This window comes from Halorubrum tebenquichense DSM 14210 (assembly GCF_000337415.1).
Lineage (GTDB): Archaea > Halobacteriota > Halobacteria > Halobacteriales > Haloferacaceae > Halorubrum > Halorubrum tebenquichense.
This window is the reverse complement of the sequence record NZ_AOJD01000047.1, coordinates 22,964-42,761: the sequence shown is the minus strand read 5'-3', so window position 1 is coordinate 42,761 and position 19,798 is coordinate 22,964. Positions and strand designations below refer to the sequence as shown.

Below are 19,798 nucleotides of genomic sequence, written 5' to 3'. Positions count from 1 at the left end.
AGTTTTTTAGCCGGGTGACGCCGAAGCACGGGTATGACTCAGTCGGGGCTGTCGGACTTCTCGTCGACCGGGGACGCGGGCGGCGGGGCCGACGGCGACACGGACACCGAACGGGAGGAACTGGCCGCACAGGAGGCGGCCGTCGTCGCCGGCGGCGGGCGCGGGCGCGTCAGCGACGTGGTCGACGTCGACGAGGCGAAGTTCCCGGAGTCGACGGGGACCGTCGAGCTGATGATCACCCAGATCGACTACGCCGTCGAGGGGTACGGCAGCGACGAGTACCCCGTCGTCCACGTGTTCGGGCGGCGGCCGGCCGAAGACGTCGACGGGGACGCCGAGCACGACACCGTCGAACACGTCCGGGTGCTCGGCGTGGAGCCGTACTTCTACGTCCCCACGGCCGACCTCGACCGCGACCCCGTCGAGGAGTACGACGTGGTGATCGGGACCCGCGAGCAGGACCCCGACGGCGAGCAGTACGAGAGCATCCGCGGCGAGCCGCTCACCCGGATCGTCACGCGGACGCCCCGCGACGTGGGGAACATCCGCGACGACTTCCGGACGACGTTCGAGGCGGACATCCTCTTCCCGAACCGATTCCTGATCGACAACGGGATCAACGGCGGGATCCGCGTCGAGGAGCGGCGGCTCGACGACGAGGACGGGACGATCCAGGTCCATCAGGGCCACCTCGAACCCGCCGACGTCGACGCCGACCTCCGGGTGAACACCTTCGACATCGAGGTCGACGACCGCCGGGGGTTCCCCGAGGACGGCGAGGAACCGATCATCTGTCTCACCAGCCACGACTCCTACGACGACGAGTACGTCGTCTGGCTGTACGACGCCCCGGAGGCGGAGGTGCCGTCCCCGCAGGACCTCCCCGACTACGAGGGGATTGTCGACGACGGGGACGGCGGGGGATCGCTCGACTTCGAGGTCCGCACCTTCGAGGAGGAGGCCGCGATGCTCGACGCGTTCGTCGCGTACATCGACGAGACGGACCCGGACGTGCTGACCGGGTGGAACTTCGAGGACTTCGACGCGCCGTACGTCCTCGACCGGCTGGAGGTGCTCGACGACGGGAGCCAGTACGACCTCTCCGTCGACCGGCTCTCCCGCATCGGCGAGGTGTGGCGCTCCGGCTGGGGCGGCCCGGACATCAAGGGCCGGGTCGTCTTCGACCTGCTGTACGCCTACAAGCGCACGATGTTCACGGAACTCGAATCGTACCGGCTCGACGCGGTCGGGGAACGCGAACTCGGCGTCGGCAAGGAGCGGTACACGGGCGACATCGGCGACCTCTGGGAGCAGGACCCCGAGCGCCTCCTTGAGTACAGCATCCGCGACGTGGAGCTGTGCGTCGAGATCGACCGGGCGCAGGACGTGATCGCCTTCTGGGACGACGCCCGGAAGATCGTCGGCTGTAAGCTGGAGGACGCGACGACGCCCGGCGACGCGGTCGACATGTACGTACTCCACATGGCGTACGGGAACTTCGCGCTCCCGTCGAAGGGCCAACAGGAGGCCGAGGAGTTCGAGGGCGGCGCGGTGTTCGAGCCGATCTCCGGCGTCCGCGAGATGGTGAGCGTGCTCGACCTGAAGAGCCTCTACCCCATGTCGATGGTGACGATCAACGCCTCGCCGGAGACGAAGGTCGACCCCGAGGAGTACGACGGCGAGACGTACCGCACGCCGACGGGCGTCCACTTCCGGAAGGAGCCGGACGGGATCATCCGGGAGATGGTGACCGAACTGCTCGACGAGCGCGAGGAAAAAAAGGCGCTCCGGAACGAACACGACCCGGGGACCGAGGCGTACGAGCAGTACGACCGCCAGCAGGGAGCTGTCAAGGTTCTGATGAACTCGCTGTACGGCGTTTTCGGGTGGGATCGGTTCCGCCTGTACGACCGCGAGATGAGCGCCGGCGTCACCTCCACCAACCGTGAGGTGATCGCCTTCACCGCGGACGTGACCGACGAACTCGACAGGAAAGTTACATATGGAGATACGGACAGCGTCATGCTCTCGCTCGGGGACCTGTCGAAGGAGGCGGCGATCGACACCTCCTTCGAGATAGCGGACCACATCAACAGCCGATACGACGACTTCGCGCGCGAGGAGCTGAACGCCGACTCGCACCGCTTCGAGATCGAGTTCGAGAAGCTCTACCGGCGGTTCTTCCAGGCGGGCAAGAAGAAGCGGTACGCGGGCCACATCGTCTGGAAGGAGGGGAAAGACGTCGACGACATCGACATCACCGGCTTCGAGTACAAGCGCTCGGACATCGCGGGAATCACCAAGGAGGTCCAGCAGAACGTCATCGAGACGATCGTGACGGGCGATAACATCGACGAGGACATGCAGGAGGTGAAGTCGTACCTCGTGGACGTGATCGCCGAGGTGCTCGACGGCGAGATAAGCGTCGAGGAGATCGGGATCCCGGGCGGGATCGGGAAGAAGCTCGACGCCTACGAGACGCCGACCGCACAGGTCCGCGGGGCGAAGTACGCCAACATGATGCTCGGGACCAACTTCGGGAGCGGGTCAAAGCCGAAGCGGCTGTACATCGAGAAGGTCCATCCCGACTTCTGGGCGCGGATGGAGGACGAGGAGGATCTCGACCCGCAGCGCGACCGCCTCTATGGGGAGTTCAAGCGCGACCCGGACGTGATCTGCTTCGAGTACGCGGACCAGGTGCCCGAGGAGTTCGAGGTCGACTGGGAGAAGATGCTCGACAAGACGCTGAAAGGGCCGATAGAGCGCGTGATCGAGGCGCTCGGGATGTCGTGGGAGGAGGTCAAGACGGGGCAAGAACAGACCGGACTCGGCTCGTTCATGTGACCGTTGGCGAGCGAAAACCACGCCTATCGAAAGCAGTTTTCGATCGGTAGAAAATTTCTTGGTCAATCTGCGAGTTTTGACGGGGAGATGCGTAACCATTAACCCCCTCAACTCCTACCGTTAACGTACGAGGCACGAGAATACATATGGCTACTCTCGAAATCAACAATCTCCACGCACGAGTGGCGGAAGAGGGCGGCGAACGCATCCTTCTCGGGGTCGACCTGACCGTCGAGTCCGGCGACATCCACGCGCTGATGGGACCGAACGGGTCCGGGAAATCGACGCTCGCGAAGGTCATTGCCGGCCATCCCGCCTACGAGGTGACCGACGGCGAGATCCTCCTCCACCTCAGCGAGGAGGACGTCGCCGACGTCGACCTTGACCTCGACGACGAGGACTACCACTGGGAACTGCTGGATCTAGAACCGAACGAGCGCGCCGCGCTCGGCATCTTCCTCGGCTTCCAGTACCCCGCGGAGATCGAGGGCGTCACCATGACGAACTTCCTCCGGCAGGCGCTCAACGCGAAGGCGGACGAGCGCGAGGAGCTGTTCGGCGAGGAAGAGGAGGAGGCCGAGGCCGACGAGGACGACGAGGGCTACGAGACCTCCCCGATGGAGGGCCCCGCGGACGACGGCGAGATCGGCGTCGCCGAGTTCCAGGAGATCCTCTCGGAGAAGATGGAGCTGCTCGACATGGACGAGAAGTTCATGCAGCGCTACCTCAACGCCGGCTTCTCCGGCGGCGAGAAGAAGCAGAACGAGGTCCTCCAGGCCGCAATGCTTGAGCCGAGCGTCGCCGTGCTCGACGAGATCGACTCCGGGCTCGACATCGACCGCCTGAAGGACGTCTCGAAGGGGATCAACGCGCTCCGTGACGAGCAGGGCACGGGCATCCTCCAGATCACTCACTACCAGCGCATCCTCGACTACGTCGAACCGGACCACGTCCACGTCATGCTCGACGGCGAGGTCGTGAAAAGCGGCGGCGCGGAGCTCGCCGAGAAGCTCGAAGACGAGGGGTACGACTGGGTCCGCGAGGACGCCTTCGAGGCGGCGTAACCGAATGTGGTAACGCGACACACGTAAACACGCAAAACCGTAACAAGACACTATGAGTTCACAACAGGACGACCTCAAGGAGACAGACACCGAGGCCCGCTTCGAATTCAAGAAGGAGGAGAAGTCCGCCTTCAAAAGCGAGAAGGGCCTCACCGAGGAGACGGTCCGCGTCATCTCGGAGGACAAGGACGAACCGGAGTGGATGCTGGAGCGCCGCCTGCGCGCGCTCGAGCAGTTCCAGGAGATGCCGATGCCGACCGACTGGCCCGGCCAGCCGGACCTCTCGGAGATCGACATCGACGAGATCGTACCGTACATCCGTCCGGACATCGACGTCCGCGGCGGCGCGGAGAGCTGGGAGGACCTCCCGGAAGAGATCCAAGACACGTTCGACAAGCTCGGCATCCCGGAGGCCGAGAAGAACGCGCTCTCGGGCGTCGGCGCGCAGTACGAGTCCGAGATCGTCTACCAGAACATGCAAGAGCGGTGGGAGGAGAAGGGCGTCATCTTCTGTGACATGGACAAGGCCGTCCGTGACCACGAGGAGATCGTCCGCGAGCACTTCATGACGAAGTGCGTCCCGCCGAGCGACAACAAGTTCGCCGCGCTCCACGGCGCGATCTGGTCTGGCGGCTCGTTCGTCTACGTCCCGGAGAACACCACCGTGGAGATGCCGATCCAGGCGTACTTCCGGATGAACTCCGAGGGGATGGGCCAGTTCGAGCACACGCTCATCATCGCCGAGGAGGGCTCGGAAGTCCACTACATCGAGGGCTGTTCCGCGCCGAAGTACTCGGCGTTCAACCTCCACTCGGGCGGCGTCGAAGTGTTCGTCGGCGAGGACGCGCACGTTCAGTACTCGACCGTCCAGAACTGGTCGAAGAACACGTACAACCTGAACACCAAGCGCGCCATCGCCGAGAAGGGCGGGCGCATGGAGTGGATCTCCGGCTCGATGGGGTCGAAGGCGACGATGCTGTACCCGTCGACGATCCTGAAGGGCCGCGGCGCGTCCGACAACCACATCACCATCGCCTTCGCGGGCGAGGGGCAGGACATCGACACCGGCGCGAAGGTGTACCACAACGCGCCGGAGACGAAGTCCACCGTCGAGTCGAAGTCGATCGCGAAGGACGGCGGCCGCACGAACTACCGCGGGCTCGTCCACATCGCCGACGGCGCGGAGAACTCCTCGACGGCCGTGGAGTGCGACGCGCTGATGTTCGACAACGAGTCGACCTCGGACACGATGCCGTACATGGAGATCAACGAGTCGAAGGTCGACGTCGCCCACGAGGCGACCGTCGGGAAAATCGGCGACGAGGATATCTTCTACCTCCAGTCGCGCGGGCTGGACGACGACGACGCCAAACAGATGATCGTCTCGGGGTTCATCGAGCCGATCACGGAGGAGCTACCGATCGAGTACGCCGTCGAGCTCAACCGGCTCGTCGAGCTCGAAATGGAGGGTTCGCTCGGATAACATGAGCACGCAAGCAATCGAGAGCCTCTCGGAGGACACGGTACGACGCATCGCGGACGAACGCGACGAGCCCGAGTGGCTCCTGAAGACGCGTCTCGACGCGCTCGCCGCGCTGGAGACGGCGGAGCTACCGGACGTCATCCAGACGCCCGGCCGCCGCTGGACCGATCTGGAGGCGCTGGACTTCGAGGCGCTCGTCGACCCGCTGAACCAGGCGGACGAGACCGAGCGGACCGCGGGCGACGACGAGGTCGTCGTCCTCCCGTTCACCGAGGCGCTCGCCGAGTACGGCGACGTGATCGAGGCGAACTTCGGCTCCGTCCTCGACCCCGAACACAACTACCTCACGGCGCTTTCGGTCGCGCTGTTCACCACGGGTACGTTCGTCTACGTCCCCGAGGGCGTCGACGTCGAGGACGTGACGGTGCGCGCGGAGATGAACTCCCGCTCGCTTTTCAGCCAGACGCTCGTCGTCGCCGAGGAGTCCTCGTCGGTGACGATCCTCGAATCGATCGAGACGGGGGATAGCGAGGTCGCCGACGACCGGTACTTCTCGAACCTCGTCGAGGTCGTCGCGGGCGAGAACGCGAACGTCCAGTTCGGCTCGCTCCAGAACCTCGACACCGACTCGTACACCTACTCGCTGAAGCGCGCCGTGACGGACACGTACGCGACGGTCGACTGGATCGAGAGCAACTTCGGCTCGAAGCTCACCCGGTCGGACATCGAGACCGAACTCGACGGCGACGGCTCGGAGAGCCAGATCGTCGGGACGTTCTTCGGCACCGACGACCAGCACTTCGACATCAACGCCCGCGTCTGGCACCAGGCGGAGCAGACGACCGCCGACCTCGTCACGCGCGGCGTGCTCGACGACGTGGCCCGCTCGGTGTACGAGGGGGTTCAGGACGTCGGCGAGGACGCGTGGAACACCTCCAGCTACCAGCGCGAGAACACGCTGATGCTGTCGGACGACGCGGAAGCGGACGCGTCGCCGAAGCTGATCATCCACAACCACGACACCGAGGCCTCGCACTCGGCCACGGTCGGACAGGTCGACGCCGAGGACCTGTTCTACCTAGAGAGCCGGTCGATCGACTCCCGGACGGCGCGGAACATGCTCGTCGAGGGCTTCTTCGTGCCCGTCTTAGAGGAGATCGCGGTCGACGAGTTCCGCGACGACGTCGAGGACCTCGTCGTCGAGCGGCTCCAGTAGACCGCCGGCACCGCTCGGCCCGGATTCGGTTTTTCGACTGGCGCGGCGTTCCGCTCCGAGAGCGGAGCGGCCGACCCGCGAGGGGAACCGCTTAAGACCGCCCACGCCCGAGACGGAGGTATGCGAACCCGCGTGTCGTACCGTCTCGGGTGGTCGCGGTGAGCGTGAGCCAGCGGGTCGCCTCCGACGACCAACTCGCGCGGCTGCTCCAGATCGGAATCGTGCTGGAGGAGGTCGTCGAAGCGCGAACACATCGGCACTACCAGCAGTTGGACGCCGAACTCGACGCGGAGGTGGAGACGCTGCTCGCGGACGCGGCCGAGGAGTCGGCCGACCACCGCGAGCGCCTCGAGGCCCTCATCGAGGGGCTAGGCGTGGAGAGCGTCCCGTTCGGCGAGATCGAGTCGCTGGTCGACGCCCGCTACGGCCGGACGCGACCGGAGGACTTCGACGACGTGTTGTACGACCAGCTGTGTAACGAGGAGACTGCCTACAAGTTCTACGACGACCTCATCGAGGCGATCGAGGGGTCGGACGCGGTGTTCTCGATCGACCGCGAGGAGCTGCTCACGACCCTGACGACGATCCGCGACGAGGAGGCCGAGGGAGTGCGCGAGGTCACGGAGGTCATGGAGCGCCGATGAACCGGGCAGACGAGTCGCCGACGAGCGCAGACGGAGGACAGCCGTGAACACCGCAGATCAGTACCTCAAGACGATATACGTCGTACAGGACAGCGAAGACGGCCCCGCGTCGACCGGGTCGATAGCCGACGCGCTCGGTGTCAGCCCGGCCAGCGCCAACGAGATGATCGGCAAGCTCGAGGAGCGCGGGCTCGCGGAACACGAGAAGTACAAGGGCGTCACGCTTACCGACGACGGCATCGTGCGGGCGCGAGACGCCCTCCAGACCTACTGTATCATCGAGCGGTTCCTCGCGAACGTCCTCGCGGTCGAGGACTTCCAAGCCGAGGCCCGTGAGCTGGAGGCCGTCATCGACGACACGGTCGCCGAGCGGCTCGACACGATCATCGACCGGCAGCCGGAGTGTCCGGACTGCTTCGACCCCGAGTCGGACGCCTGCGCGTGTCTGGAGATCGCGCCGACGCCGGTTGAACCCGAAAAGCAGTAGCGACGAACGCGGAGATTTCCAGCGGTCAGACGCCCGTCGAGTACCGCAGGATGCCGGCGATGCCGCCGAACGCGTCGAGCAGCTGTTCGCCCTTCTCGAAGTCCGTGGAGATGAACTTCGTGTCCGTGCCGCGCTGTTCGGCGATGGCCATCAGGTGCTCGATGACGTCCTCGCGCTCGTCGACCTCGGCCGGCTCGCCGCACTCGCTACACTCGTGGTCGGGCGTCGAGTGCCGGGAGTCGATCACCTCGTACTCCTCGTGGCCGTTGGGACACTCGTAGACCACGACGTCCGAGCGGAGGTCCTCGGAGATGAGGAGTCGGTCGACCGACCCCATGATCAGGTTCCGGCGGGTCTGTTCGAACCCGTACGTCGCCTCCTCGCCGGTGTTGAGGTTCTCGAAGAACGTCTCCATCTCGCGTTTGTCCTCGACGATCTCCTGATCGGCGAGCACCTCGCTGGCGTTGTCGACGAGGTCCGTCAGGCCGGACTCGTCGGTGTAGGCGACGTCGAACTTGCCGAGGACCTTGTCCTGGAGCTCGTGGTGGAGGTAGTCGCCGTCGAGGAACTCGTCTTTCGTCGGCGACGGGCCGCCGACGAGGATGCCGTCGAGCTCGTGGCGCTTGTCGACGAACAGGTCGTCGGCCATCCCCGCGACCTCCTGATAGAAGTTGTCGATGGCTTCCAAGCGCAGGCGGGCGAACCGCTGTGCGGACTGCCCCCCCTTCCGCTGTTTGCCGGGGACGAGCGAGGAGGCGGACTTGACCGGCTCGACGCGTTTCCCCTTCAGCCAGCCGACGTTCGCCTCGCGGCGGTCGAGGACGATGAGCCCGAAGAGCCCGGTGTCTTCGAGCATGTGTTCGAGCGGCTCGGTGAGGAACTCGGAGTCGCAGTGGTAGCGGAACGACGTCACCGGCTGCGGGGGGGACTCCAGCGTGCGGGTGACCATGTCGGTCTGTCCGCCGCCGGCGTTGATCGCGCCGGAGAAGATCACGATCCCGTTCTCCGGCGGGAAGGTGTCGTAGTAGCGCAGTCGGTCCTTGATCGAGGTGAGCGCGTCCTGAACGGCGGTCCGGGTCTGCTTGGACTTGATGTTCGACGCCTCGCTGTGCTCTTGGGTGACGTGGGCCACCACGTCGGATATCTGCTTGTCCTCGGGGATGTAGATGGTGACGAGCTGGGTGCCGGAGCCCTCGAAGTCTTTGAGTTCCTCGATCACCTTGCGGAACTCGTACTTCCGGCGGTCCTCGTTCGCCTCCTGTGCGTCGCTACTCATTGTCGAAACTACGGCGGCGTGCCGGTAAGTAAGCTTTGACCTGCGAGACGCGTCGCCCGGGAAACGGGGCGGAGGGGACGGAAGTTCGGGGGCGAGGCGGTCCGGAGGGGGTTACATCGACTCCGGCGCGTCGACGCCCAGCACGTCGAGCGCGTTCGCCATCGTGTGCTTCGCGGCCGCGACGACCGCGAGGCGGGCGGCGCGCAGGTCGTCCGTCTCGGCGGTCACGACCGGGCACTCGCGGTAGAACGCGTTGTAGGCGTCGGCGAACTCGCGGGTGAACGTCGCGATCGTGTGGGGCTCCAAGTCCTCCGCGGCGGCCTCGATCGCCGCGGGGAACCGCGCGACCTCGCGGAGGAGGTCGCGGGCCGCGTCGGTCTCGAGGTCGCTCGCGTCCACGTCGAGCGCTTCGGCGTCGACCGCGCCGTCGGCGTCCGCCGTCACGCCCGGCACGTCGATACCGGCGGCCGCGGCCTCGCTCAGGATGCCGGCGCAGCGCGCGTGGACGTACTGGACGAACGGGGCCGACTGGGCCTCGAAGTCGAGCGCGTCCTCCCACTCGAAGGTGATCGCCTTCGCGGGCTGTTTGGAGACGATGTCGTACCGGACCGCACCGATCCCGACCTGATGGGCGATGCGCTCGACGTCTTCCTCGGTGAGGTCGTCGTCGCGGATGCGGTCGTCCATCCGGGACTCGACGGCGTCGCGGGCGCGGTCGATCGCCTCGTCGAGCAGGTCGTCGAGCATCACGCCGGTCCCCCGACGGGTGGACATCTTCCCGTCGGGGAGGTTGACGTACGAGTAGATGACGTTGCCGAGGCGGTCGGTGTCGTTGCCGAGCAGTTCGAGCGTCGCGTCCAGCTGGTCGGCCTGGAGCTTGTGGTCCTCGCCGAGGACGGTGACCGCGCGGTCGTAGTTCGCGAACTTCCACTCGTGGTGGGCCAGGTCGCGGGTGGTGTAGAGGCTCGTGTCGTCCGAGCGCAGGAAGACGAGGTTCTTGTCGATCCCCCACTCGTCGAGTTCGAGCTGCCAGGCGTCCTCCTCGTAGACGGCCTGATCGGTCTCCTTGAGCCGCTCGGCGATGTCGTCCGTCGAGCCGTCGCGCATGAACCGCGTCTCCTTGACGAACTCGTCGAACTCGGCGGGCAGCCGGGCGAGACAGTCCTTCATCCCGCCGAGGACGGCGTCGACGACCTCGCCGACGCGCTCGTAGGTCTCCTCGTCGCCGGCCTCGAGCCCCTGGAGGATCGACTGGATCTCTGCTTCGGCCGCCTCGACGGCGTCCTCGTCGGCCTCCTCCAAGTAGGCGTTCCCCTTCCGGTAGTAGCGCACGAGGTCGTACTCGGCGCGGTCGCGGGCCGGCTCGCTCTCCAGGTCGGACTCGTCGAACCGCTCGTAGGCCCACGTGAACACCGCCATCTGCCGGCCGGCGTCGTTGACGTAGTAGTGGCGGTCGACGTCGTAGCCGGCGTACTCGAGCAGGTTCGCGACCGCGTCGCCGACGATGGGGTTCCGCGCGCGGCCGACGTGGACCGGCCCCGTCGGGTTCGCGCTGGTGTGTTCGACCACGACCGAGGTCTCCCTGTCCGGGAGCGCGCCGTAGCCGGCGTCGGCGGCCGCCGCGTCGAGCGTGTCGGCGAGGTAGCGCGCGTTCGCGTGGAAGTTGACGTACGGGCCGGCGGTGTCGACCGAGTCGACGTAGTCGGTCCCCGAGACGTCGACGGCCTCGGCGACCGTCGCCGCGACGTTCGGCGGGGCGTCGCCGACCTCGCCGGCGAGTCGGAAGGCGACGCTGGAGGCGAGCGTCGCGTCCATCTCCTCCGGCGGGCGTTCGATGCCGAGGTCGTCGGTCGGGAGGTCGAGGTCGGCGAGCGCCGCTTCGACCGCGGCCTCGACCTCCGACCGGAACTGCCTGAACATACCGTCCGTTCGACGGGCGGGTTAAAAGGCCCTTCCGAAGCGGCTCGGCGGCGAACGAGGGGACGCTACGGAACCAACCGATCCGCGGTGGCGCGTGCCCGAGAGCGGTCGCCTCCGGCGACCGCGAGACGGCACGCGCGAGGGAGTCGCGAGCGGACGGGCGACCGAAGGGAGCCCGGAGCGAGCGACGAGGCTGGGGAGGCGTGCGGTGCTGTGCGGAGCGGTGCGGGCGGGACTCGAAGGGGCAGTCGCGAGGCGGGCAGAGGCGACGGAAGCACCGCAGCGAGCAACGCGAGCGAGGAGCGCAACGAGCGTCTGCCCGCCTCGCGACTGGGGCTTCGGCAGTCGTGTTCTCGGAGAGAGTCACGTATAGCCGAGCGACTGGGGCTTCGGTGGTCTCGGGTATAGAGTCAATCTCGACGAAGACAGCCACGTACCGCCGCTCGTCCGGGTCTCAGTCGACGATTTCGTCGATCAACTGCCGCGCCGCGCGCCGGACCGCCTCGTCGCTCTCGATAGAGGGGTCCCACCCCAACGCGGACAGGTTCTCGATCGACAGCCGCATCTTCGGCACGTCGCCCGTCCACCCGCGGTCGCCGCCGGTGTAGGAGTACTCGGGGGCGACGCCCAGCTCCTCGCTGACGATGTCCGCGATTCGTGTCACCGACGTGGTCGTCCGCGTCCCGAGATTGTAGACGTTGTACTCGTCGTCCGCGGTCTCGACGACGTGCCGGATGGCGTCGACACACTCGGTGACGTGCATGTACGACTTCTCCTGCCGGCCGTCGCCGAGGATCTCGAGGTCGCTCGGGTCGGCGTCCAGCTTCTCGATGAAGTCGGGGATCACGTTCCCGCGCTGGTGCGGCCCGACGATGTTCGCGAACCGGAACACCCACGACTGAATCCCGTACGAGTGGGCGTGCGTCGAGATCAACCCCTCGTCGGCGAGCTTCGAGGAGCCGTAGATCGAGATGGGTTCGAGGGGGGCGTAGTCCTCCGGGGTCGGCCGCGGCGCTTCGCCGTACACGGTCGACGAGGAGGTGAACGCGAAGCGGTCGATACCGATCTCGCGCATCCGGTCTAAGACGTTGTACGTCATCTCGGTGTTCTCCTCGAAGAGGACGCGGTCGTCGTCGTAGTTCGTGTCCGTGTACGCCGCGAAGTGGAAGACGATGTCGAGGTCGCCGGTCACCGCGCGGGCGACCTCGTCGGGGTCGGTCAGGTCCGCCTCGACGAACGCGGCCCCGTCCGGCACGCGGTCGCGGGCCCCCTTCGAGAGGTCGTCGGCGACGCGGACGGTCGCCCCGCGGTCGAGCAGGCTCGCGGCGAGGTGGCTTCCGACCAGCCCGGCTCCGCCGGTGACGAGGACGCGCGAATCGGCGAGTTTCATACCGGTCTGTCGGCGGTGGCGGGTAAGTACGTGTGGGATCGCGAGCGCGGTCGGTGGGGTACGTCGAGCGCGGTCGTTCCTCCAACCGGCCGGGGTGGGGGTTACAGTCCCTCTTGACCGCCCTCTTGCGAGAGGAGGACGACCATCGAGAGGCCGGAGATGACGAGCAGGATCAGCGTCGGCACCACGGCGTACTGGTACAGCGCGGACGCCTGCGCGCGCCAGATCTGGGTGACGATCGTCTCGAACCCGGAGGGGCGGAGGATCAGCGTGACGGGGAGTTCCTTCATCGCGGTGAGGAACACCAGGGCGGCCCCGGCGACGATCCCCGACCGGGTGAGCGGGAGCGTGACCCGCTTGAACGCCCCCATCGAGGACTCGCCGAGCGTCCGGCCCGCCTCCACGAGCCGGGGGTCGACCTGGAGGATCGACGTGCGGCTCGACCCGACCGCCTGCGGGAGGAAACGCACGACGTACGCGAACACGAGGAGCGGCAGCGTCTGGTAGATCCACGGCAGGTAGCCGGAGCCGAAGTAGACGAGCGCCAGCGCGAGGACGATACCGGGCACCGCGAAGCCGACGTACGTCGCGCGCTCGAAGAGGACGGCGAGCCGCGAGTCGTGGTTCGCGGCGAAGTACGCGATGGGGATTGCCGCCAGCGCGGCGACGACCGCCGCCGCCAGCGACACCGACAGCGAGTTGAGCACGTAGACCGGCTCGAACGCCATCGACGGGCGGCGGCCCGCCTCCGACCGGAGCAGCCACAGGCCGAGGATCCACAGCGGGACGAGGAGCGCGAGCGCGGACACCCCCGCGGGTAGGAGCGTCGCCGGCCACCGGAGGCGGCCGAGCGACACCCGATCGTCGGTGCGGCCCGCGTCGTCGCCGTGCGAGGACGCGTCGGAGCGCACGAGCCACTCCAGCGCGAGCACGAACAGCACGACGACGAGCAGCTGTAAGGAGAGCAGCGCGGCGTAGTCGCTCCCGAAGGAGTTGTACTCGACGTATATCTGCCGGGTGAACACCGACAGCCGCATGATCGACGGCGTCCCGAAGTCGGAGACCGCGTACAGCGCCGCGAGCAGCGACCCGGCGGCGATCGCCGGGCGGATCGCGGGCAGCGTCACCCGGCGGAACGACGCGAGGCGACCGTGGTTCAGCGTCCGCGCCGCCTCCAACAGCGTGGTGTCGAACGACAGCAGCGCGGCCCGCGTCGTCAGGTAGACGTAGGGGTACGTGTACAGCGTGATGACGAGTATCGACCCGGGGAGGCCGTATATCTCCGGAACCCGCTCGATCCCGAGCGGCGAGAGAATCTCGTGGAACTCCCCGCGGGGGCCGAACGCGGAGACGAACGAGAACGCGCCGACGTAGCTGGGCACGACGAGCGGGAGGGCGGCCGCCACCGCCCAGAACCGCCGGAACGGGAGGTCGGTCCGGGCGGTGAGGTACGCGAGCGGGACGCCGATCGCGATCGACAGCGCCGTGACGCCGACCATCAGGAGGAGGCTGTTGACGACGGTCTCGGCGGTGCGGACGCTGAGGGTGAGTTCGACGGCGCGCGCGGGATCGACGGTGACCGCCTCGATCACGAGCCACGCCAGCGGGAAGACGAGGACGGCCGCGATCGCCGCACACAGCAGCGTCAGCCCCAGCGGTACTCGGTCCTCCCCGTCGGTCAGCCGGTCGCGGATCCGGGTTATCGGGCTCATGGTCGGGGACGCCTGTCGGTCGAAGGATGGACGCAACCGCCGTTAGGGGTTCCGATCGCGCTCCGACGGATATATTAATTTAGGGATGCCTAAAACCTCTATGGAACTGACGCGGCGCGACGCGGCGGCGGCGCTGGCCGCCCTCGGCGCGAGCGGCGGGGTCGCGCTCGGCGCGCGCGTCGCCGCGGACCGCGGCCGCGACGCCGGCGGCGACTCGGGAGGCGACGGGACCGGAGACGACGCGCCCGCCGACGACGAGACGGTCCGCGAGACCCTGACCGCCGTCGCGGCGGTCGTCTACCCCGACGACGCCACTGGGGTCGAGGAGTTCGTCGACGGGTTCCTCGACGGCAGGCTCGACGGCTCCGCGCACGCGGCGGGCGTCCGCGAGGCGGTCGCGGAGCTGAACCGGCTCGCCCGGTCGTGGCACGGCGGCGCGGTCGCCGACCTCGACCCCGCGGTCCGCGACCGACACCTCAGGGAGGTCGGCGCTGATATCGCCGACGAGGACCCGGACGGGACGACCGCCGAGCGGGTCCGCTACTACGTCGTCAACGAACTGCTGCTCGCGTTCTACGCCTCCCCGACCGGCGGCGAACTGGTGGGCATCGAGAACCCGCAGGGGCATCCGGGCGGCGCAGAGAGCTACCGGCGGGGGCCGCGATGAGCGCGGGAGACGGGCCGGCGGGGAGCGCCGGGAACGCGGCCGCGGTGGACCGGACGCCCGTCGCCGACGCGGACGTCTGCGTCGTCGGCGCGGGGCCCGCGGGGGCGCTCGTCGCCGACCGGCTGGCGGGCGACCGCGAGGTGGTGATACTCGACGCCGGGCCGCGCTTCGATCCCGCGGACCGGCTCGCGCGACAGGAGCGGGCGATCCGGCCGTCCTACGGCCGCCCCGACGTGTGGGACGTGGGCGGCGCGCGCGACGCCTACGAGAACGCCGGGTCGACGGAGTGGGATTACCCGCTGAACCACGCCCGCGTGAAGGGCGTCGGCGGGTCGACGCTCCACTGGCAGGGGATGGTGATGCGGCTCCACGAGGACGACTTCAACTCCGGAGCCGAGCGCGGCGCGGGTCCCGACTGGCCGATCGACTACGCGGACCTGCGGCCCTACTACGCCGAGGCGGAGCGCGAACTCGGCGTCGCGGGCGCGTCCGACAACCCCTACGCGCCGCCCCGGGAGGAGCCGCACCCGATGCCGGCGTTCGAGCCGTCCCACAGCGACTCGCTGTTCGCCGAGGCCTGCGAGGCGGTCGGGATCGACATGCACTCGGTGCCGAACGCGCGCAACTCCGAGGCGTACGACGGGCGGTCGGCCTGCGTCGGCTACGGCACCTGCCAGCCGGTGTGTCCCTCGGGCGCGAAGTACGACGCGACGGTCCACGTCGAGCGCGCCGAGGACGCGGGCGCGACCGTGATCGACCGCGCGCCGGTCGAGCGGCTCGACCACGACGGCGACGACCGGGTGACCGCGGCCGTCTACGCGACGCCCGACGGCGAGACGCACAGACAGGAAGCGGACGCGTTCGTCGTCGCCGCCGGCGGGGTGGAGACGCCGCGGCTCCTCCTGCTCTCCGCGTCCGACCGCTACCCCGACGGGCTGGCGAACGCCAGCGGGGCGGTCGGGCGGTTCTTCATGGACCACCTGTTCGCGGGGGCGGGCGGGACGCTCGACGAGCCGACGCGACAGAACCACGTCGGCTTCTACACCAGCGCCTGCGACCAGTTCTACGACGAGGCCGACGAGACGCAGGCTCCGTTCAAACTGGAGTTCTTCAACTACGCCGGCCCCTCGCCGGTGGAGTCGGCGCTGACGGGCGACGACTGGGGCGACCCCCTCTTAGAGCGCCTGCGCGGCGAGTACGGGAACCACGTCGCGATGGGCGCGCTCGTCGAGCAGCTCCCCGACGCCGACAGCCGGATCACGCTCGCCGACGACCGGACCGACGACCGCGGCAACCCCATCCCCGAGATCGACTGGACCGTCGGCGACCGCGCGCTCGACACGATCGAACGGGCCAACGAGATCCAAGTGGAGGTCCTCGAAGAACTCGGGGCCGACGTCGAGTGGGTCGCCGGCCCGGACGCCACCGGACCCGCCTACCACCACATGGGGACGACGCGGATGAGCGACGACCCCGATCGGGGCGTCGTCGACGCCGACTGCCGGACTCACGACCTCGAAAACTGCTGGATCGCCTCCAGCTCCGTCTTCCCGACGAGCGGCGCGATGAACCCCACGCTCACCATCGCCGCGCTCGCGCTCCGCGTCGGCGACGACGTGGCCGGCTGGCTCGGCGACCGGACGTGACGGCTCGCCGCCACTAATTTAGGTAAACCTAAAAAGTCAAGTGCGTGCGGGCGGAGTTCCGGGTAATGAGCGACTCAGCGCACGCGACGAACGGGTCCGCGGCCGCCGTCGACGGCGACGCCGACGCGGCGAGCGACGCGGACGAGGCGACCGACGAGGCCGCCGAACCGTACACCTTCGCGGACCTCAGCGTCGTGATGGGAACGTACAACGAGGAGGAGGCGATCGCGACGGTCCTTGAGGACATCGACGAGGTCACCGACGGGGAGGCGGAGGTCGTCTGCGTCGACGGCTCCTCGGACCGGACGCCGGAAATCGCACGGGGACACGGCGCGACGGTCATCGAGCAGGAGCCGCAGGGGTACGGCGTCGCCGTTCGGGAGGCGGTCTTGACGCCCGACCGCCCCGTGGTCGTCACGACCGACTGCGACGACACGTATCCGATGGAGGCGCTCCCGGAGTTCCTCGCCGAGATCAACGACGGCGCGGACGTGGTGAGCGGCGACCGGCTCTACCACGGCGCGGAAGCGATGCCCGCGTTCAACCGGTTCGGCAACCACGCGTTCGCGGCGCTCGCCTCCCTCCTGATGGGCGAGCGCGTCCACGACACCACCACCGGAATGCGCGCGTACCGCCGCGAGGTCGTCGAGGACATCGGCTGGACCGAGAACACCGGCCTCTCCGCCGAACTCCTCATCCGGCCGCTGATGCGCGGCTACGACGTGCGTGAGCGCCCGATCCGCTACGCCGAGCGCCTCGGCGAGACGAAACTCGACCCGATCGGCGGCGGGGCCGCCATCGCGAAGTCGATCGTCACCGTCTGCCTCGAAGAGCAGCTCCGACGGTTCTGAGCGGCGACGACTCTTTTTAAACCATCTGCGGTGGCGCGTGCCGACGAGCGCCCACAGGGCGCGAGTCGCACGCGCGAGGGACGCGGCGACCGGAGGGAGCCGCGAGGCTGGGGAGGCGTGAGGTGCTGTGCGGTCAGGTGGGACTCGAAGGGGCAGTCGGGAGGACGAAGCACGGCGAAGCAAGCACTGGAAGGAGCGAACGGAGTGAGCGACTGAAGCGCGCGGCGAGCCGCGCGAGTCCTCGCGGCTGGGGCTTCGGCGGCCGTGTCACCGGAACGAATCACGTCGTAGTGAGCGGCTGAGAATCCGACGGCCTCCCTGCTCGATTCGGTACCGCGAGCGCGACCGTCCTCCGGGTCTCAGTCAGTCTCGGCGACCGTCTCGAAGACCACCCACTCCGAGTGCTCGTCCGGGCTGTCGGGGAGGTACGTCCCCTCGTTCCCGCACTCCGTGACGAGCCGGCACACCGATCGCTCGGGCGGCCAGACGACCTCGACGCGACCGGAGTCGGCCGTGCGGACCGTCGCCTCCTGCCGGTATGTGAACGTCGAGCCGTCGGGCGCGACCAGCGTCACGGTGAGGACAGCCACGTCGCCGGACGGATCGATCGACGCCGAGCCGTTCGGCGCGCCCGCCAGCCGGATCCCGTCCCCTTCGATCGACCACTCGACGGCGAGCGGGTCGCCGGCGACGGGGTCGCTCACCGTGTACGCCGCCCGGCCCTCGCCGCGGCGCGTCTCGACCCGGACCCGGGCGGTGTCGACGCGCTCGGGGACCCCCACCGTCGTCTCGGCGTCCACGCGCGAGCCGGACCGCACCGCGATCGGCTCCAGTTTCGGCGTGACGCGGTCGTCCGGGTCCGCGGTCCACGCCCCGCGGTAGCCGTAGCGGTAGTGGGTGCGGTTCGGGTAGGCGTCGAGGACCGCGAAGTCCTCGACCGGGTCGCGGTCGAGCGCGTACACCGCGTCGCCGTCGAGCCCGGGCTCGTTCCGAAGCCCCTGGAACGGGTGGTTGAGCCACTCGCCGTACGGCGTGGGGACGAACACCAGCGCGTCCTCGAACTCGGCCTCCTCGAACGGCGCGTAGGCGGCCTCGTGTTTGGCGTCGACCGCCGCGTTGCGCTCGACCGGCTCCGAGGCGGTCGCGACCGCGGCTCCGCCGGCGGCGACGAGCGCGACCGCGACGACGAGCGCGGCCGCGACGCGCGCGCCCCCGTCGGAGCCGGTCCGGTCCGCGATCCGCGCGCGGAGCCGCGGCAGCGACCGCGCTCCGGCGGCGACGGCGACCCCGCCGAACAGCGACAGCGGCACGAGCAGGTCGAAGTGGTAGAACGGGCCGAACAGCGACGCCAGCCCGTCGGTCGGGTCCGACAGCGTCGCGAGCGCGTTGTGCGTCCCCCAGAAGAACAGGTTGCCGACGACGACGGTTGGGACGACGCCGGCGACGAGCAGGGCCGCCGTCCGCCGGAACGCCCGCGACCCGGGCGAGCCGGACGAGCCGGACGAGCCGTCACCGCGAGCGGCGGCCGGGGCGAGGTCGAGACCGGCGCGCCACCGCCGGACCGCGACCGCGCCGCCGGCGAGCGCGAGCAGCGTCCCGACCGGTCCCGCCGCGACCCACCGGGTCGCGAGCTCCCACAGCGCGTACCCGTTCGATTCGAGCGCCAGCGCGGGCGTGTACTCGACCGAGTGGCCGAGGATGCGGCGCTGGCCGAAGCCCGGCCCGTCCATGGGCGCGAACGCCTGGTACGGGAAGGTGAGCGCGGAGCCGGTCACCCGCAGGTTGTACGCGAGCGTGACGCCGACGAACAGCGTCCCGAACAGCGCCGTCAGGCCGTGCCTGCGGACCGGGGCGGGGAGCGTCGGGAGGTTCAGGCCCTCGGCCGCGACCGCCGACCCCACCCGCCACAGCGCGTGGGCGATGAACGGGGCCGCGAACAGCACCGCGGTGAACGGGCGCGCGAAGAAGGCGACCCCGATCGCGACCCCGGCGACCCCGGCGGCCGCGGTCAACCCGTCGCGGACGCTCCGGAGGTACGCGACCGCGAACAGGAGGTTGAAAAGCGTCGTCGGCGCGTAGGGGAGGAACGTCGCGCCGGTGAGGACCGCCATCGGCGACGCCGCGAACAGGACGGCCGCCGCGAGGCCGGCCCGCCGACCGGCGGTCATCGCGCCGAGCAGGTAGACGAGCGCGGCGTTGCCCGCGGCGACCGCGGCGAGGGTCACCCGCGGCTCGTCGAACAGGGCCGTGGTGATCGCGTACGTCGCCGCCGGGACGGGGCTGTACTTCGGGTAGAGCCGTCCGCCGTCCTCGACGAAGAACCACGGGTGGACGGCGTCGGCGAGCGGCCCGGCGTGGAACTCCAGTTGGCCGCCGAGCAGGAGCGCGGCCTGCGTGAGGTAGACGCCCTCGTCGTGGTTCGCGGAGTGGTGCGAGAACAGGGTGGCGGCGACCGCGAACGTGAGGAGCCCCGCGGCGAGCGAGACGCAGACCGCGGCGGCGGTCGTCCGGTCCGCGTGAGCGAGCCGCTGGCGGAACCAAGACGCGGACCGCGCGAGAGGGGACGGGACGGGACGGGACGACACGGGGCGGGACGCG

General features: G+C 68.8%; 14 protein-coding genes. 9 read left to right on the top strand and 5 right to left on the bottom strand.

The genetic code is table 11. The features are described 5' to 3' along the window. The first annotated feature begins 33 nt into the window (after positions 1–33). The 6 genes from C472_RS08215 to C472_RS08190 all read left to right on the top strand — a co-directional run bounded on the left by C472_RS08215 (position 34) and on the right by C472_RS08190 (position 7,738). Positions 34–2,844 carry a DNA-directed DNA polymerase gene (locus tag C472_RS08215; protein WP_006629354.1) on the top strand — a complete coding sequence of 937 codons (2,811 nt, stop codon included), beginning with the start codon at positions 34–36 and terminating at the stop codon, positions 2,842–2,844. Positions 2,845–2,990: 146 nt separating this feature from the next. Beyond that, complete coding sequence (locus tag C472_RS08210) at positions 2,991–3,908, top strand: ABC transporter ATP-binding protein (protein ID WP_006629353.1); 918 nt, start codon at positions 2,991–2,993, stop codon at positions 3,906–3,908. 52 nt (positions 3,909–3,960) lie between these two features. After that, positions 3,961–5,391, top strand: coding sequence for a Fe-S cluster assembly protein SufB (sufB, locus tag C472_RS08205; RefSeq protein ID WP_006629352.1), 1,431 nt, complete (start codon positions 3,961–3,963; stop codon positions 5,389–5,391). A gap of 1 nt (position 5,392) precedes the next feature. Beyond that, positions 5,393–6,607: a Fe-S cluster assembly protein SufD gene (gene sufD / locus C472_RS08200; protein ID WP_006629351.1), complete on the top strand. Its 1,215-nt coding sequence runs from the start codon at positions 5,393–5,395 to the stop codon at positions 6,605–6,607. 158 nt (positions 6,608–6,765) lie between these two features. Then, positions 6,766–7,251, top strand: coding sequence for a hypothetical protein (locus C472_RS08195; protein ID WP_006629350.1), 486 nt, complete (start codon positions 6,766–6,768; stop codon positions 7,249–7,251). A gap of 43 nt (positions 7,252–7,294) precedes the next feature. After that, positions 7,295–7,738: a metal-dependent transcriptional regulator gene (locus tag C472_RS08190; RefSeq protein ID WP_006629349.1), complete on the top strand. Its 444-nt coding sequence runs from the start codon at positions 7,295–7,297 to the stop codon at positions 7,736–7,738. Between the two features lie 25 nt (positions 7,739–7,763). On the opposite strand, the gene prf1 is transcribed toward C472_RS08190, so the two are convergent. The 4 genes from prf1 to C472_RS08170 form a co-directional block, all read right to left on the bottom strand. Next, the gene (gene prf1 / locus C472_RS08185) at positions 7,764–9,014 is read right to left on the bottom strand and encodes a peptide chain release factor aRF-1 (protein WP_006629348.1); all 1,251 of its coding nucleotides are present in this window, start codon (positions 9,012–9,014) and stop codon (positions 7,764–7,766) included. A 111-nt stretch (positions 9,015–9,125) separates the two neighbouring features. Next, positions 9,126–10,934 carry an arginine--tRNA ligase gene (gene argS, locus C472_RS08180; RefSeq protein WP_006629347.1) on the bottom strand — a complete coding sequence of 603 codons (1,809 nt, stop codon included), beginning with the start codon at positions 10,932–10,934 and terminating at the stop codon, positions 9,126–9,128. Between the two features lie 454 nt (positions 10,935–11,388). Next, a complete protein-coding gene (locus tag C472_RS08175; RefSeq protein ID WP_006629346.1) occupies positions 11,389–12,324 on the bottom strand; it encodes an NAD-dependent epimerase/dehydratase family protein in 936 nt (311 codons plus the stop codon). A 101-nt stretch (positions 12,325–12,425) separates the two neighbouring features. Beyond that, the gene (locus tag C472_RS08170) at positions 12,426–14,036 is read right to left on the bottom strand and encodes an ABC transporter permease (protein WP_006629345.1); all 1,611 of its coding nucleotides are present in this window, start codon (positions 14,034–14,036) and stop codon (positions 12,426–12,428) included. Between the two features lie 100 nt (positions 14,037–14,136). Here C472_RS08170 and C472_RS08165 point away from each other — a divergent pair, with 100 nt between their 5' ends. The 3 genes from C472_RS08165 to C472_RS08155 all read left to right on the top strand — a co-directional run bounded on the left by C472_RS08165 (position 14,137) and on the right by C472_RS08155 (position 17,200). Beyond that, complete coding sequence (locus C472_RS08165) at positions 14,137–14,703, top strand: gluconate 2-dehydrogenase subunit 3 family protein (RefSeq protein WP_006629344.1); 567 nt, start codon at positions 14,137–14,139, stop codon at positions 14,701–14,703. Next, on the top strand, positions 14,700–16,349 hold the full coding sequence (locus C472_RS08160) for a GMC family oxidoreductase (RefSeq protein WP_006629343.1): 1,650 nt from the start codon (positions 14,700–14,702) through the stop codon (positions 16,347–16,349). Before C472_RS08165 ends, C472_RS08160 begins: the two co-directional genes overlap by 4 nt. A 197-nt stretch (positions 16,350–16,546) precedes the next feature. Continuing rightward, a complete protein-coding gene (locus tag C472_RS08155) occupies positions 16,547–17,200 on the top strand; it encodes a dolichyl-phosphate hexose transferase (RefSeq protein WP_241432960.1) in 654 nt (217 codons plus the stop codon). 359 nt (positions 17,201–17,559) lie between these two features. Here the strand turns inward: C472_RS08155 and C472_RS08150 are convergent, their stop codons facing one another. Continuing rightward, positions 17,560–19,785 carry a DUF7846 domain-containing protein gene (locus C472_RS08150; RefSeq protein ID WP_006629341.1) on the bottom strand — a complete coding sequence of 742 codons (2,226 nt, stop codon included), beginning with the start codon at positions 19,783–19,785 and terminating at the stop codon, positions 17,560–17,562. Positions 19,786–19,798: the final 13 nt, after the last annotated feature.

What these genes read in the sequence shown, in the direction of transcription:
- prf1 (WP_006629348.1), bottom strand. Translation starts at nt 9,014, where the DNA reads ATGAGTAGCGACGCACAGGAGGCGAACGAGGACCGCCGGAAGTACGAG.
- sufB (WP_006629352.1), top strand. Translation starts at nt 3,961, where the DNA reads ATGAGTTCACAACAGGACGACCTCAAGGAGACAGACACCGAGGCCCGC.
- C472_RS08175 (WP_006629346.1), bottom strand. Translation starts at nt 12,324, where the DNA reads ATGAAACTCGCCGATTCGCGCGTCCTCGTCACCGGCGGAGCCGGGCTG.
- C472_RS08210 (WP_006629353.1), top strand. Translation starts at nt 2,991, where the DNA reads ATGGCTACTCTCGAAATCAACAATCTCCACGCACGAGTGGCGGAAGAG.
- C472_RS08170 (WP_006629345.1), bottom strand. Translation starts at nt 14,036, where the DNA reads ATGAGCCCGATAACCCGGATCCGCGACCGGCTGACCGACGGGGAGGAC.
- C472_RS08155 (WP_241432960.1), top strand. Translation starts at nt 16,547, where the DNA reads ATGGGAACGTACAACGAGGAGGAGGCGATCGCGACGGTCCTTGAGGAC.
- sufD (WP_006629351.1), top strand. Translation starts at nt 5,393, where the DNA reads ATGAGCACGCAAGCAATCGAGAGCCTCTCGGAGGACACGGTACGACGC.
- argS (WP_006629347.1), bottom strand. Translation starts at nt 10,934, where the DNA reads ATGTTCAGGCAGTTCCGGTCGGAGGTCGAGGCCGCGGTCGAAGCGGCG.
- C472_RS08215 (WP_006629354.1), top strand. Translation starts at nt 34, where the DNA reads ATGACTCAGTCGGGGCTGTCGGACTTCTCGTCGACCGGGGACGCGGGC.
- C472_RS08165 (WP_006629344.1), top strand. Translation starts at nt 14,137, where the DNA reads ATGGAACTGACGCGGCGCGACGCGGCGGCGGCGCTGGCCGCCCTCGGC.
- C472_RS08160 (WP_006629343.1), top strand. Translation starts at nt 14,700, where the DNA reads ATGAGCGCGGGAGACGGGCCGGCGGGGAGCGCCGGGAACGCGGCCGCG.